10 protein-coding genes and 1 pseudogene are annotated in these 14,513 nt (G+C 60.4%); 6 read left to right on the forward strand and 5 right to left on the reverse strand.

The features are described 5' to 3' along the window. Positions 1–9: 9 nt before the first annotated feature. The 3 genes from ACQ4WR_RS02230 to ACQ4WR_RS02240 are packed head-to-tail and all read right to left on the reverse strand — an operon-like array spanning position 10 to position 3,821. Positions 10–2,370: a hypothetical protein gene (locus ACQ4WR_RS02230; RefSeq protein WP_436485025.1), complete on the reverse strand. Its 2,361-nt coding sequence runs from the start codon at positions 2,368–2,370 to the stop codon at positions 10–12. Further along, the gene (locus tag ACQ4WR_RS02235) at positions 2,367–3,134 is read right to left on the reverse strand and encodes a PP2C family serine/threonine-protein phosphatase (RefSeq protein ID WP_436485026.1); all 768 of its coding nucleotides are present in this window, start codon (positions 3,132–3,134) and stop codon (positions 2,367–2,369) included. Before ACQ4WR_RS02235 ends, ACQ4WR_RS02230 begins: the two co-directional genes overlap by 4 nt. A 3-nt stretch (positions 3,135–3,137) precedes the next feature. Continuing rightward, the gene (locus tag ACQ4WR_RS02240; protein ID WP_436485027.1) at positions 3,138–3,821 is read right to left on the reverse strand and encodes a vWA domain-containing protein; all 684 of its coding nucleotides are present in this window, start codon (positions 3,819–3,821) and stop codon (positions 3,138–3,140) included. A 275-nt stretch (positions 3,822–4,096) separates the two neighbouring features. Here ACQ4WR_RS02240 and ACQ4WR_RS02245 point away from each other — a divergent pair, with 275 nt between their 5' ends. From ACQ4WR_RS02245 to ACQ4WR_RS02260, 4 genes are all read left to right on the forward strand, one after another. Continuing rightward, the gene (locus ACQ4WR_RS02245; RefSeq protein ID WP_436485028.1) at positions 4,097–4,540 is read left to right on the forward strand and encodes a hypothetical protein; all 444 of its coding nucleotides are present in this window, start codon (positions 4,097–4,099) and stop codon (positions 4,538–4,540) included. Between the two features lie 25 nt (positions 4,541–4,565). Next, positions 4,566–5,735 (forward strand): helix-turn-helix transcriptional regulator, encoded by a 1,170-nt coding sequence (locus ACQ4WR_RS02250; RefSeq protein WP_436485029.1) that lies wholly within the window; start codon positions 4,566–4,568, stop codon positions 5,733–5,735. A gap of 15 nt (positions 5,736–5,750) precedes the next feature. Further along, positions 5,751–6,188 (forward strand): hypothetical protein, encoded by a 438-nt coding sequence (locus ACQ4WR_RS02255; protein ID WP_436485030.1) that lies wholly within the window; start codon positions 5,751–5,753, stop codon positions 6,186–6,188. A 93-nt stretch (positions 6,189–6,281) separates the two neighbouring features. After that, the gene (locus ACQ4WR_RS02260; RefSeq protein WP_436485031.1) at positions 6,282–6,803 is read left to right on the forward strand and encodes a hypothetical protein; all 522 of its coding nucleotides are present in this window, start codon (positions 6,282–6,284) and stop codon (positions 6,801–6,803) included. Positions 6,804–6,835: 32 nt separating this feature from the next. Here ACQ4WR_RS02260 and ACQ4WR_RS02265 read toward each other — a convergent pair whose 3' ends face one another. Beyond that, entirely contained in the window at positions 6,836–7,291 is a 456-nt protein-coding gene (locus ACQ4WR_RS02265) for a tellurite resistance TerB family protein (protein ID WP_046685140.1), read from the reverse strand. 377 nt (positions 7,292–7,668) lie between these two features. Here ACQ4WR_RS02265 and ACQ4WR_RS02270 point away from each other — a divergent pair. Further along, positions 7,669–8,482 (forward strand): annotated as a pseudogene (locus ACQ4WR_RS02270) (lipid II flippase family protein). Between the two features lie 57 nt (positions 8,483–8,539). Beyond that, positions 8,540–10,210 carry a hypothetical protein gene (locus ACQ4WR_RS02275; RefSeq protein ID WP_436485032.1) on the forward strand — a complete coding sequence of 557 codons (1,671 nt, stop codon included), beginning with the start codon at positions 8,540–8,542 and terminating at the stop codon, positions 10,208–10,210. Positions 10,211–10,315: 105 nt separating this feature from the next. Here ACQ4WR_RS02275 and purL read toward each other — a convergent pair whose 3' ends face one another. After that, a complete protein-coding gene (purL, locus tag ACQ4WR_RS02280; RefSeq protein ID WP_436485034.1) occupies positions 10,316–14,365 on the reverse strand; it encodes a phosphoribosylformylglycinamidine synthase in 4,050 nt (1,349 codons plus the stop codon). Positions 14,366–14,513 lie beyond the last annotated feature (148 nt).

Genomic DNA, 14,513 nt, shown 5'->3' on the forward strand with positions numbered 1-14,513 from the left:
GTGATTCCCTCATTCTTCCGGCGAGACACGCACTTCGGCCGGTACAAAGCTGACCCTGCCATTGCGGTAGCGCACCAGCACTTCCGCCTTGGCATCCTGCAACTGGCCATGCTTGACGGCCGGCAAATAAGTCCAGCGCTGGATGCTATCAAGGATGACCTTGTTCAACTGGGGTTCCATCGGCAATTGCGCCGCCGCATACGTCAGGGTGCCATCGGCGGCAATCGACAGGGTCAAACGATTTTCGCCCGTCGCCTGCTCTTCATCGAGCGCGCCATAGCCCACCGTCGTCATCGTCTCGCGCAGCACGCTGGCAGGCTGATCCGGCAACGGCGGCAAGGCCTTGAGTTTTTCCGCCAGCAGCGCGCCATCGGCCAGCGCCTTGTCCCAGCGCTTCTCGTAGGGACCCGCCTGGACCATGCGCAGCACATTGGCGGCCCGCGACATGCGCTCGGCGGTGCGCACCGCGCCGTTGTCGGCCGGTTCACCCGGTTCCGTCGGCATGGCGTTTTCCACCGCATAGCGGTATGCCGTCAACTGCGCCAGCGCCACCAGGTTGACGGCATCTTGCTCATCGCCGCCGCGCATCAGGGCCGTGGCGGCGATGCCCAGCCAGGCCACGCCATCGGTCGGGTGTGCCCACACGGCTTGCTCGAAATACTGGCGCGCCGCCTGCGGTTCGTTCAGGCTCAGGTGCATGCGCCCCATGGCAGCGGCCGCCAAGTGGTCGAGCGGGTCGGCCAGCAGCTGATCCTGATAAGTATCGGCCAGCTTGGAATCGTGGCCTGGCATCGCTCCCAGCCCTTCCATCAGGGTGGTGCGCAGCCGCGCGCGCGTGGCGTCGCCCTTGTAGCTGGATGACTTTTCCTGCGCCGAACGGTACAACAGTTGCAAACCGCGCGTGACGGCGCCATCGTCGCCCTTGCTGACTGCCTGCGACAGGCTGCGCAAGGCCTTGCGCGCGTCCGATGGCAGGTAGCCGCCCGTCTTGCGCTGGCGCCAGCCGAACACTTCCAGGCCAGCCGCCTGCCTGGCTTGCGCCTGCAGGCGTGCCCTGTTGCTGCTTTCATCGGAGGACGAGATCCAGGCCGTAAAGCCGATCAGGAACAGTACGATCAGCAGCACCACCACGGCCCAGCCTTTACCTGTGATGCCCCCGCCCGTGTTGCCGGCTAATGGGATGGGGATGGGGATGGAAACAGGCGCCTGGCCCGGCGCCGTGCGGCGCGTGCTGCGCGGCTGCGGCTGGGACCGCGATTGCGACTGCGCCAGCATCTGCTGCTGGGCAACGACGGACGCCTGCGCGGCCGCACCGATGACCTTGTCGCGCGCGCAGGCCGCGCAGCCCAGGCCCGCGAAATGCTGGTGCTCGGCATTGACGCCGCACACCACCAGCTTGCCGCCGCTGCGCTGCGCATAGCCGCGCAGCAACTGCGCCCAGTCCGCCGCCGATGGCCGCTGCGGCTTCGGCGATGGCGAAAACGCGCGGTCGAACATGGCGCGCAGTTCGGGCGGCATCAGCGCATGGCCGCTGGTGGCGTTCGGTGCCAGCAGCTTGTGGCGCTTGATGCCATACGCATAGCAGCCGTCGCGGATGCGCCCGGGAATATCGGTCGCCACTTGCGCATTGGCGGGCCGCCCGCTGTACGGGTGGATGCCAAAATTGAGCAACTGGAAGATGACCACGGCCAGGGCGAAGCGGTCCTGCGCCATTTCCGCGCCGGCCGGCATGCCTTTGCGCTGGAATTCCGGCGCCAGGTAATCGACGGTGAACTGCTCCGCAGGAAAGCGCTCCGCATGGCCCTGGATGCTGAAGCCGTCGCAGTCGAGCATGGCGATGTACAGCGAATCGCGGTAAAAACGCAGATTCACGGGTTTCAGGTCGACCACGTAATGCTGCTGCTGGTGCAAGGCATCGATGACGGCGGCCAGGTTGGCGGCCAGGGTCAGCTTGGGGCCAAGCCCCGTGGGCAAGCCGGCCGCGCGCGCCTGGCGCTCCTGCAAGACCTGCTCCAGCTCGGCCGTCTGCGCCATGTCCAGCAAGGGCATGACGAAGCCCGCAAAGCCGCCCTGGCCGTCGAACACGGCCGCCTGCGGCCAGGCGATCTGCACGTAGCGCTTGCCGTTTTCCAGCTGGTCGGGCAATTCGGGGGTCAGCTCCAGCATGGCTTCGAGCTTGCGCCGGTTGGCGGCCCGGTCCAGGTGCGGATGGTACAGCTTGGCAACCTGCGCGGGCGCGCCCGGCAGCAGATACACGCTGCCCGCGCCGCCGCTCTTGATGAGTTTACCCAGCACCAGGCTGCGGACTTTATCCAGCCAGATTTTTCCACCCGGACTCAGGCCCGGTGCCACGCCCTGCTTCTGGCTCATGGACGCATGGCCAGCAGCAGGGTCTTGTCATCGCCCGTGATCTGGTGCGTGCGCGGGTCGGCCAGGGTGGAGGCCAGCGCCGTATTGCCCAGCTCGACACTGTCGACCGTGCGCAGATAGCCTTGCACGGCATCCATGAACGGCGCGTACAGGGCACCGTTATTCTTGCTCATGGCAAAAGGCATGCAGCCATCGGACATCAGCACGACGCCGCGCACGGCGTGCGGAATCGCAAGCAGGCGCAGCTGTTCGCGCCAGCGTTCGCCGCTGATAAAGTAGGTTTCGTTCGCGTATTCGCCGTTCGCGGGCAGCGAGATCAGTTCGCCGCCGTCCGGCAGCTGCGCCACGCTCAGGCCATCGCCCAGGTGGAAAAAGAAACCGTTGTCGGCGCCCATGACCACGCCCACCACGGTGGTGGCGTAGTCATCGAGGGTGGCATTGGCGGCACTGGCAATGTCATCCAATGCGGCGCGGACCTGCGCCAGGGTGCCCGCCAAGGCGCCGTCATGCAAATCCTGCACGCTGGCGCCCTGCTCCAGCCGCCCGGCCAGCGCCAGTACGCTTTGCTTCGCCACAAACTGCGCGCCCTGCTCGCTCAGCCTGGCCGAACCGGCGCCATCGCAGACGATGGCCACCAGCACGCCGTTGACTTCCGCATACGCGTGCGCGTCCTGGCAAGCGATATTGTTGTCCAGGTGCGCCTTGCCCGTGACGGACGCGCCAAACACGCGCCAGGTATCCTGTGTTGCCTGCACTGCTGCCATCGATCAGGTGCTCACGACAGACCAGCCGTCCGTCGAGGCCAGCTGGGCCTGCGCACCGGGGCGCGACTGCGACACCACCTGCATGCTGGCGCTCAGCCACAGGAACAGTTCACGGAACTGCAGGCCTTTCAGCTGCTTTACGCCCCGCTCGCCCCGGCTGGAAAACTGGCCCAGGGAATCGATATTCGCGTTGTCGCCCACGGCAATCGGGAAGATCGCCACCTTGTTCGACTGTTCCGCCGCGCGCGCCTGCTCGGCGCCGCGCTGCCAGCGGTCCGTCGGCTCGCCGTCGGACATCAAAAACAGCCATGGCCGCGTGTACGCCACGCCGGCCTGGCGGAAGCGCTGCTTTTCCTGCTCGATTTCCGCCAGCGCCAGTTCCACGGCCGCGCCGGTCGGCGTGGTGCCATTCGCGGCCAGGAGGGGCGCCGTGAAATCCATGGCGTCGCACCAGTTGCTGGCCACCACGGCTTCATCGTGGGCGCCATATTGAATCACCAGAATGCGCACGCGCTTGGAAGCGATCACGTCGGACTTGAGTTCCTGTTCCAGCAAGGCCAGGCCTTCGTTCAGCAATGAGACGGGCTCGCCGTCCATGCTGCCGGAGCAGTCCAGCACGAGCACCAGCGGCGTGCGTTGTTCGGTGTTGTCGACCAGGGCGACGTCGGGAATCATTATTGAACTCATGGGCAATCAGTAAATGTGAAATCGGACATAGTGCGAATCTTACATCATGGGCGGCAATTTCCCGCGCGAGATTGCACTGGAACAAGATTTCCTTGGTGCCAAGCTGGCACCAGCTGCCACACCCGCGCACCCTGAGCGGCCACGCAAAAAATCCATCGCCATCTCATTCGGATGAATGATGCGCGGCGCCGCCCCCTTGCCTAGACTGGCTCCAGCCTCACGCCCCGCCCGACCGGGCGCGCGCCAGGGGCGATCAACCATCGAGGGACGACATCATGAAAACCATCATTCTGAGCACATTATTGGGCCTGGCCGCCACCTGCCTGGCGGCGCACGCGCAAACCCTGCCGCAAGATAAAACCGTCGAAGTGCCGGGCCATTCCTTGCGCATCGAGGTGCCAGCCCAGCCGCACTACATGATGCGCGACGACTTCCTGCCGTTCGCTGGCACCTATGACCTGTCGAATGGCGACACCCTGCAGCTGCGCCGCAGCGGCACGCTGATGTATGCGCGCATCGGCAACCAGGACGAGCACCGCATCGTCGCCGCCGGCCGCAACGCCTTTGTCGCGCTGGACCGCCAGCTGAAGGTGCGCATCGATCATCATGCCGACGGCAGCGTGGGCGGCGAACTGGTGATGGTGGTGCCGGCGCGCCAGCTGGCGGACGGCACGACGCAGGGCGAACACGTAGCTTCGCTGGCTTTCCCGGGCCGCTGACAGGCAGGCCGGGGCCAACAGCGCCATGGGCAATCCGCTGACAGCGCGGCAGGAAGCACTGATCGCCCGGCTGTATGACGCCGCGCTGGATGACGCCCTGTGGCCGCAGCTGTGCCGCGACCTGGCCGAGGCGTTTGGCGGCGCCGGCGACACCAGCCTGATCCTGCAAAGCGACAGCGGTGCGCAGCTGCTCAATCCGCTGGGGCAGTTCGGCAAGGACGCCACCAGCGCCTATGAAAGCTACTACTGGCGGCACGACATCTGGGCGCAACTGGCCTACCGGCTGGGCGTGGGCCAGGTGCACGGCAGCGCGGAGCACATCCAGCCGCGCGAGTTCGAGCGCACGGAATTCTATGCCGACTTCTGCCGCCCGCATGACCTGTGCCACGTTATCGGCGCCGTCTTGCCCATGGCGCCAGGCGAAGTGGCCCTGCTGGGCGTGCACCGCCAGCGCGCGCGGGGGCCGTTTGCGGACAGCGCGCTGTTGCAGGTGCAATTGCAGGCCCTGCTGCCGCACCTGCAGCGCGCCCTGCGCGTGCGCACCCGCCTGGCGCAAAGCGGCATGCAGGAACGCACCACGCGCGCCGCGCTCGACGCGCTCGGCACGGCAGTGCTGCTGCTCGACAGCCGGCTGGAGGTGGTCTACGCCAACGCCAGCGCGCTGGCCCTGTTCGGCCCCGGCCTGGAGCGCAGCCTGCACATCAGCGGCAGCGGCAGCGGCGGTCCGCGCTGTAACGCGCCGCCGCAACTGGTACAAGCCGTGCGTCTGGCCATCGGCGGCGCGCCGGGCAAGCGGGCGGCAGCGCCAGTCGCCAGCGCCGTGCGCCTGCCACGCCCGGGCGCACCTGACCTGTGCCTGACGGTGGCGCCATTCCGGCCGCAGCAGCATCGACACAATCGGCTGCATGTGCGCCCCTGCGCCCTGGTGCTGGCGCGCGACCCGCAGGCGCCAGCCGTGGCAGCGCCCATGCTGCAGCAGCTGTTTGACCTGACGCAAGCCGAAGCGCAGGTGGCCCAGGCGCTGGCGCAAGGCAGCGCCATCGACAGCATCGCCACTGGCGCCAGCGTCTCCATCAACACCGTCAAGACGCATCTGCACCACATCTACGACAAGACGGGCACGGCGCGCCAGGGCGAACTGATCGCCCTGATCCACCAGAGCAGCGGTGGCGCGGCCTGGCCCATCCCCCATTGAGCAAGGAGAGCCATCATGAAGAACCGCATCATCTCGTGCATCGTCATCGCCGCCAGCACCCTGGCCACGGCCCAGGTGCTGCCGCCGGAGCGCACGGTGGAAGTGCCTGCCCTGTCGCTGCGCATCACGCCGCCGGCCCAGCCCCGCTATATCAGCCGCGAAGATTTCCAGCCCTACGCGGGCGAATACACCTTGGCCAACGGTCAGGCCCTGCGCCTGCGCCAGTACGGCGGTTTGCTGTATGCCAAGGTGGGCGACGGCGAAGAACACCGCATCGTTGCCGCCGCGCCCAATCTGTTTGTCGCGCTCGACCGCAAGCTCAAGGTGCGCATCGACCGACGCGACGACGGCACGCTGAACGGAGAACTGGTGATGATGGTGCCGCCGCAGCGCATGGCCGACGGCAGCATGCGCCTGGAACGGGTGGCGGCGCTGCCGATCGCGGCGCGCTAGCGTTGCCGCAGGCGTGCTCGGGGGAAAAATAGTTGCATGCTATGATCGCCGCCTTCGGCGCGACGCCGCCGCAGCCATTTTCCATGGAGCACCATGTCCCAGACTGAAAAGATTCCAGCCCGCTTGCTGCGACGCACCCTGCGCCTGCTGGCCTGGCCATTGCTGGCCCTGGTCAGCGCCGCCTGCACCACCACCACGCGCCATCCGGCCAGCGAGCCCACGCAAGTGACCCTGCGCTTTACCTATGACGACGGCAAGCCGATGCGGCATGACGATTACCTGGCCAATGCGCGCCAGCAAACGTATATCAAGCACTGCAGCAAGATAGGTAGCACCACTGTCTGCGACGTCGGCTCGGATCCACTGTTCATGGGTGGCGACGCGCCGCTGGACGCCAACGGCGAAGTGCGCGTCACCCTGCACTCGACCGGCCCCATCGGCAACAATCCGACCACTCATTGTATCAAGGGCAAAGGCTACGTCTTTGATTCCGGCGACTGGCGACGCGGTCCGTTTCAACATGGCCAGGTGATAGAGATCCGTTACCGGATCAGCGAATTGGAAATGGCGTGCCCCTGGTCTTCGGGCACGCCGCCGTGGTGGGACAAGAGTTAAGTCTGGCCAGCCGGGGTTGGCTGGCTTAATAGTTACTGCAACTCGAACTCCGCCGGAGTCAGGCCCAGCTCGCGCGCGATCTTGCTGGCCACGCGCTGTTCGTTGGCATCAAAATTGCCGTCCGACGAAGCGACGGCGATAATCATGCGCACCAGCAGGCGCGACGCCTCCACATTCGACTTCATCTTGCCCAGCGCCTGATACGCCTTGGCCTCGCCGATATCCTTGTCGAATTCCAGCTGGCCGACATATTCCTGGAAAGCCTTGATCACATCGCTGGTGGTAAACACCGACAGCGCGTCATTGCTTTCAATGAATTTGACCATCTTCTGCTTCTCTTCCGCACTGACACTGCCGTCCGCCATCGCGATCAGAGCCGACCCGGCCATCGCAGCATTCAGGAAATCCTTGTTCTTGTACTTCAGCGCTTCGGTTTTCAGTTCGCTTGCTTTGGTCTTCAGCTTGGACAGAAAGGAATCAAAACTCATGGCGGTTCTCCTGGTTGGTTCGAATGAGGCAGCGCTACAGGCTACCACTCCCACATAGCTGAGGGCGCGGGGCTGGAATGCAAGCAAGTAACTACGATGGCAACGCCATTGAGGCTATTGCGCCAGTGGCGGCATGGCTCACCCCACAGGCAAAGGGCCGGGGTCAGTCACTTCGTGATCGAAATATCCCCCATTGGGGGACATTTCCCCTAAGGGGCTGACCCCAGTTCCTGCCTTGGGGTCAAAGACAGCCTACCGTACACAAACACCAAAAACACCACGAAAACCACTTAACTTGATAATTAACTTATTTGCAGTTGAAAAATAAGTAACTTCATGGCAGCATGGAATAACATTTTCTTCACTGCAAGGCTGTGATGAACAAGCAATTGCTGCAGATTTGCGCACTGACGTTCATCATCCACATCATCGGCACCCACGCCTGCTGCGTGCGCATCGCCGGCATCCGCACACGGCGCATCGCCGTCTCGCTGGCCCTATTCAGCATTTTGATATTGCTGGCGCGTACCTCAAATTCCTTTTTGCAACCATTCCTGGCCGAACGACTCGGAATAGGCATAGCCCGGCACCTGGCCGCCAGCACCTTATTGGGCAACTTCCTCTGGCTGCTACTGTGCGCCAGCCTGGCAACCATCCTCGGCGCGATACTGATCCCCACCTTCCAGCGCGCCTTCTGTCGCGCCGTCGAGCACTTCCAGATGCACAGGTCTGCACAGAAACTGCTGTTGCACCCCGTCTTGAAAGGCGGCTTGTCCTACCTCAAGACTTCCGCCAGCCTGCCCAAGCCCGAAAACGTCACGGGCCTGGGCGAAAAAACCGGCGTCTCCGTTTCGATGACCGCCATGAACGTTATCGCCACTGCCTTGTGGGCGGTGGGAGCATCTTTGTCCCCCTTACATCGCCGCCTTGTACGCAGGCGTCTTGATCCCGAGCGGGCGCCTCACCTCCATAACCCATTCCTCCATCATCAACGGCGGCGCCACCATCATGATGGCGATCTTCATCGACCCGCACATTTCGGGCATGACGGATGACGTCATCGAGGGCAAGATCGAAGAATCGCAATTCCGGCGCGCGGTAATGTGGCTGGCGGGAACGAGATTGGCGGGGACGCTGATAGCGCAGTTTTTATTGGTGCCGTCGGCGGTGGTGATTGTGGGGGGGGGGTGACGAAGGCGCTATAAACAGCATTAATGGTCAACAAATAGGAACAATTGGAGAACACCAATGGGCGAATACATAGACTCAGCAATAAATATGATTTACGAAGGTGAAAATGATCATATTGTCATTGGCTTAACTGGACGAACAGGCAGCGGTTGCTCAACAGTGGCTAAAATTCTCCAATGCAAATTAGAAGATTTACACCATAGCCTGTATAAAGGCGACAACCCTACCAGTAACGATGAAAGAAAACAAAAAATAATATATCGCCACTTGCTTAAAACTTGGCATCAATTTCAATTAATTCAAGTTAGATCCATCATAACTCTATTACTTATAGAGAGTGGCGTGGATTCGGCAATGAAATTCATAAAACACACATCATCAATCAGTGACGAACTACATAATAACACAAAAAATATACTTACCGAACTAAAGAAAAAAACAGATGATATAGATAAAAGCAGGAAATCTCAATACATCATTGATTTTTACACCAATTACTTACCAAAAAAAAGTGAAGAAATAAAGAAAACATTGGGTGAGACGATTATGGTTCCACTATATCAATCAATAGGAAAAAACATAAGACTTTCCGGATCACCTTTCGATGATAAAGTAGTAGATGGTGCATTTTTCTCAATCTCAAAAAAAATACATGAAATAATAACAAAGCTCACTAAACACAATCAAAAAGTCGGAATAAAATCATTAATAGTTGTAGATGCACTAAGGAATCCACTTGAGGCCATTTTCCTGCAAGATAGGATAACAAACTTTCATCTTGTAGCTGTATCTTGTCCAGATGATCAGCGTCTAAGTAGACTAGCATCGCAAAATTTCTCGGCAAAAGAAATAAAATCTATAGATGAAACTGAATATACAAATAGAGACATAGAAGTAGAATCCACTTATTCAATGCAAGATATTCAAGGCTGTCTACAACGAGCTGATATTTATTTAAGCAACCCAGATGGCGATAGCAAGGTTGGCAAATTAATAAATTTAACAAACCAACTAGTTAGGTTGATTTCTTTAATGAAAAGACCCGGAATAATTACGCCTACAGCACTGGAACGATGTATGCAAATTGCATATACGGCGAAATTGAACTCCGGATGTATATCTAGACAAGTTGGTGCCTTAGTAACTGATATGCATTTCTCGGTGAAAGCAGTTGGCTGGAATGATGCGCCGCATGGACACGTACCTTGCAATCTAAGAAATAGGGATGACTTGCTAAATGGCTTGGACAAAAATGCTTTTAGCAATTTTGAAAAAAATGATGAAAAATACTTGAATCACTTCAAAAAAAGAAATATTAGATATATAAAAATAGCTAGCACAGGAAGAAACGTATCATATTGTTTCAAATCTGAGTACAACTCAATAGATGGCAAAAGCAATCAAGTTCACACCCGATCTTTACATGCTGAAGAAAACGCCTTTCTGCAAATATCAAAATACGGCGGACAAGGAATTTATGGAGGATTCCTATTTACCACAGCAAGTCCATGTGAACTATGTGCGAAAAAAGCCTATCAACTTGGCATTAAAAAAATATACTACATTGACCCATATCCCGGAATATCAATAAATCACATACTTGAAGGTGGCACGTCAAACCCATATATGGAGCTTTTCTCAGGAGCAATTGGTCGATCTTTTCACAAGCTATACTCTCCAATTATGGCCTACAAAGATGAATTAAATGCGCTTGCTCCAGAGATATGATTCTGAACTTGATATAAAAAAGCCGCTGTCTCCCGACAGCGGCTTTATCATTCCTACCCCAGCAACAGCGCCTTGAACTTCAGCGCCGCCCTGAAAGCGAACTAATTACCCCACAAACTTCCGCGCATTCCTGAACATGCGCATCCAAGGCGAATCCTCGCCCCATGCCTCAGGGTGATACGATTGCTGCACCGAACGGAATACCCGTTCCGCATGCGGCATCAGCACCGTGAAGCGGCCGTCTGGCGTGGTCACGGAGGTGATGCCTTCCGGCGAGCCGTTCGGGTTGTACGGATACGCTTCGGTGGCGGCGCCCTTGTTGTCGACGAAGCGCATGGCTTTGGTGACTTGGGTGATGTCGCCCGTTTGCGAGAAGTCGGCGTAACCTTCGCCGTGGGCGATGGCGATGCCGGCTTGCGTGCCGGCCATGCCGTTGAAGAAGATCGATGGGGAATCCATCACTTCGACCATGGCAAAGCGGCCTTCGAATTTCTCCGACTTGTTGGTCGTGAATTTCGGCCAGGCGTGGGCGCCGGGGATGATGGATTTCAGGTTGCTCATCATCTGGCAGCCGTTGCAGATGCCCAGGCCAAAACTGTCGGTGCGGTTGAAGAAGCGTGCGAACTGTTCCGCCAGGCTGGCGTTGAACAGGATGGTTTTCGCCCAGCCTTCACCCGCGCCCAGCACGTCGCCGTACGAGAAGCCGCCCACGGCGATGACGCCTTGGAAGTCGTCCAGTTTCACGCGGCCGGCAATCAGGTCGCTCATGTGCACGTCGACAGCCGTGAAGCCTGCCTGGTGCATCACGTAGGCCGTCTCGATGTGCGAGTTGACGCCCTGCTCGCGCAGGATGGCGACGCGCGGACGCACGCCGGTGGCGATGAATGGCGCGGCGATGTTGTCGTTCTGGTCAAACGTGACGATCGGCGACATGCCCGGGTCTTGCACGTCCAGCAGGCGGTCGTATTCGGCGTCCGCGCAGGCCGGGTTGTCGCGCAGGCGGGCGATGCGCCAGCTCGTTTCGCTCCACAGGCGGTGCAGCTCGGCGCGCGGCTGGGTGTAAATCAGCTTGGCGTCGCGCGTGAATTCGATCACGTCGCGGTCATTCAGTTTGCCGATGATATGGCTGCAGGCGCCCAAATTGAACGTGCGCAGCACGTCCATGACGAGCGACTTTTCTTCCGCGCGCACCTGGATCACGGCGCCCAGCTCTTCGCTGAACAAGGCGCGCAGGGTCAGTTCGTTGCGGCGTTCCGCTACCTGGCCGGCCCAGTTCTTGGCGTCGCCCCAGTCGCTGGAATGCTCGCCTTCCATGGTCAGCATGTCCAGGTTGACGGACATGCCCGTGTGGCCGGCGAAGGCCATTTCCGTCAGGGTGGCATACAGGCCGCCGTCCGAACGGTCATGGTAGGCCAGCAGCTTGTCGTCGCTGTTCAATTTCTGAATGGCCGCGAAGAAGCCTTTCAGGTCTTCCGCGCTGTCGACGTCCGGCGTGGCGTTACCCAGCTGGCCCATGACTTGCGCCAGGGCGGAGGCGCCCAGGCGGTTCTTGCCGCGACCCAGGTCGATCAAGATCAAGGACGTGTCGCCCTTGTCCGTTTTCAGCTGCGGCGTGAGCGACTTGCGCACGTCGGTCACTGGCGCGAACGAGGACACGATCAGCGACACTGGCGAGGTGACGGATTTCGCCGCGCCCGTGCTCTCGTCTTTCCACGTCGTGCGCATCGACAGCGAATCCTTGCCGACGGGGATGCTGATGCCCAGCGCCGGGCACAGTTCCATGCCGACGGCTTTCACCGTGTCGTACAGGGCCGCGTCCTGGCCTGGCTGGCCGCAGGCGGCCATCCAGTTGGCGGACAGTTTGATGTCGCTGATATCGCCGATGGCTGCGGCGGCGATGTTGGTGACGGCTTCGCCCACGGCCATGCGGCCGGAAGCTGCCGCGTCGATGACGGCCAGCGGCGTGCGTTCGCCCATGGCCATCGCTTCGCCCAGGTAGCCTTCAAAGCTCATGGTGGTAACGGCGCAATCGGCCACCGGCACTTGCCATGGTCCCACCATCTGGTCGCGCACGGTCATGCCGCCCACGCTGCGGTCGCCGATGGTAATGAGGAAGGATTTGTCGGCCACGGTCGGCAGCAGCAGCACTTTTTGCGCCACGTCCTTCAAGTCCATGCCGGTGAGATCAATGGCAGGGAAATCGTTGGCCACGTGAACCACGTCGCGCTGCATCTTCGGCGGTTTGCCCAGCAAGACGTCCATCGGCATGTCGACCGGCTCGTTGCCCAGTTCCGGGTCGATCAGTTTCAGCTGGCGTTCTTCGGTGGCCACGCCCACGGCGGCGAACAGGCAGCGTTCGCGTTCGCACATGGCTTTGAACAGCGGCAGGCTTTCCGGCGCGATGGCCAGCACGTAGCGTTCCTGCGATTCATTGCTCCAGATTTCTTTCGGCGCCATGCCCGATTCTTCCAGCGGGATCTTGCGCAGGTCGAAAATCGCGCCGCGCTTGGCGTCGTTGGTGATTTCCGGGAACGCATTCGACAAGCCGCCCGCACCCACGTCGTGGATGGAGATGATCGGGTTATCGGCGCCCATTTGCCAGCAGGCGTTGATGACTTCCTGGGCGCGGCGTTCCATTTCCGGGTTGCCGCGCTGGACGGAATCGAAGTCCAGGTCGGCCGTATTGCTGCCGGTGGTCATCGACGAAGCGGCGCTGCCGCCCATGCCGATGCGCATGCCAGGGCCACCCAGCTGCACCAGCAGGCTGCCGACGGGAATGTCGTTCTTGTGCGTGTGCTGTGCCGAGATATTGCCGATGCCGCCCGCGATCATGATCGGCTTGTGGTAGCCGAATACGGCATCTTTATCAGCGCCGACGTTCTGTTCATACGTGCGGAAGTAGCCGCCCAGGACGGGACGACCGAATTCGTTCGAGAACGCGGCGCCGCCCAATGGACCTTCGATCATGATCTGCAGCGGCGAAGCGATGCGCTCGGGTTTGCCATATTGATTGCCGTATTGATCCGCATCCGTCCGGCCAGCCAGCGGCGCCGTCACGGAAGCGGCCGTTTCCCAGCTGCGCACGGCGTCCGGCAGGGACAAATTCGATACGGTGAAACCGGTCAACCCCGCTTTTGGCTTGGCGCCACGACCTGTCGCGCCTTCGTCGCGGATCTCGCCGCCCGCGCCCGTGGAGGCGCCCGGGAATGGAGAAATGGCCGTCGGGTGGTTATGCGTTTCCACCTTCATCAGGGTGTGCGTCAGTTCCGTCGACGCCGCATATTCATGGTTTTCGCCGCGCGGGTAGAAGCGCGACACGGTCGCGCCTTCCATGATCGAGGAATTGTCGCTGTAAGCGACGACGGTGCCCTTCGGCTGCAGTTCATGCGTGTTCTTGATCATGCCGAACAGCGACTTCGGTTGCGCCACGCCGTCGATGGTCCAGTCGGCGTTGAAGATCTTGTGGCGGCAATGCTCGCTGTTCGCCTGCGCGAACATCATCAGTTCCACGTCCGTCGGGTTGCGGCCGGCCTTGGTAAAGGCGGCTTCCAGGTAGTCGATTTCGTCTTCCGACATCGCCAGGCCCAGTTCCACGTTCGCCGTTTCCAGTGCGGCCTTGCCCTGCCCCAGCAAGTCGATCGATTCGAGCGGGCGCGCTTCCAGGGTGCGGAACAGGTCCTTGGCGTCGTCGGCGCTGCGCAGCACGGATTCCGTCATGCGGTCGTGCAGCAGGCCGGCCACGGCCTGTACCTGTTCGCCCGTCAATTTGCCGGCGCCGATGGCGCTGCCCAGGATGCCCGATTTCAGGTTGATGCGGAAAGCGATGCCGCGTTCGACGCGCTTGATGTGCGCCATGCCGCAGTTGTGCGCAATGTCGGTGGCTTTCGATGCCCACGGCGAGATCGTGCCAAAACGGGGGATGACGAAGAATTCTTCGGCAGCGCCTTCCGTATTGTCTGCCTGTGCCGGCTCGCCGTACGTCAGCAAGGCGCCGAGGCGCGTGCTGTCGTCGTTGGTGAGAGGCGCGCTGGCATCGATGAAATGGACATAGCGTGCTTGCACGGCAACAATCGCAGGCGAAACGGCTTGCAGTTGGCTTAACAGACGGTGGCTACGGAAATGAGACAGGGCATTGGAACCCGGCAGTATCAACATGATTGGAAGGTGGTTGATGCAGCGTGGCTGCGGGTTAAAGGTAGGTATGACAATATCTTTCGTACGGCAAATTTCCTTTGCGCGCATTATACCCGTTTTACCCCTGCTTTATTACCGGAACTTATGGCTTTGCGGCCATTTTGCCCTT

The sequence above is a fragment of the Janthinobacterium amylolyticum genome, from assembly GCF_051380655.1.
In the GTDB taxonomy this organism is placed as follows: Bacteria; Pseudomonadota; Gammaproteobacteria; order Burkholderiales; family Burkholderiaceae_D; genus Janthinobacterium.

What these genes read in the sequence shown, in the direction of transcription:
- ACQ4WR_RS02265 (WP_046685140.1), bottom strand. Translation starts at nt 7,291, where the DNA reads ATGAGTTTTGATTCCTTTCTGTCCAAGCTGAAGACCAAAGCAAGCGAA.
- ACQ4WR_RS02260 (WP_436485031.1), top strand. Translation starts at nt 6,282, where the DNA reads ATGTCCCAGACTGAAAAGATTCCAGCCCGCTTGCTGCGACGCACCCTG.
- ACQ4WR_RS02230 (WP_436485025.1), bottom strand. Translation starts at nt 2,370, where the DNA reads ATGAGCCAGAAGCAGGGCGTGGCACCGGGCCTGAGTCCGGGTGGAAAA.
- purL (WP_436485034.1), bottom strand. Translation starts at nt 14,365, where the DNA reads ATGTTGATACTGCCGGGTTCCAATGCCCTGTCTCATTTCCGTAGCCAC.
- ACQ4WR_RS02240 (WP_436485027.1), bottom strand. Translation starts at nt 3,821, where the DNA reads ATGAGTTCAATAATGATTCCCGACGTCGCCCTGGTCGACAACACCGAA.
- ACQ4WR_RS02245 (WP_436485028.1), top strand. Translation starts at nt 4,097, where the DNA reads ATGAAAACCATCATTCTGAGCACATTATTGGGCCTGGCCGCCACCTGC.
- ACQ4WR_RS02250 (WP_436485029.1), top strand. Translation starts at nt 4,566, where the DNA reads ATGGGCAATCCGCTGACAGCGCGGCAGGAAGCACTGATCGCCCGGCTG.
- ACQ4WR_RS02275 (WP_436485032.1), top strand. Translation starts at nt 8,540, where the DNA reads ATGGGCGAATACATAGACTCAGCAATAAATATGATTTACGAAGGTGAA.
- ACQ4WR_RS02235 (WP_436485026.1), bottom strand. Translation starts at nt 3,134, where the DNA reads ATGGCAGCAGTGCAGGCAACACAGGATACCTGGCGCGTGTTTGGCGCG.
- ACQ4WR_RS02255 (WP_436485030.1), top strand. Translation starts at nt 5,751, where the DNA reads ATGAAGAACCGCATCATCTCGTGCATCGTCATCGCCGCCAGCACCCTG.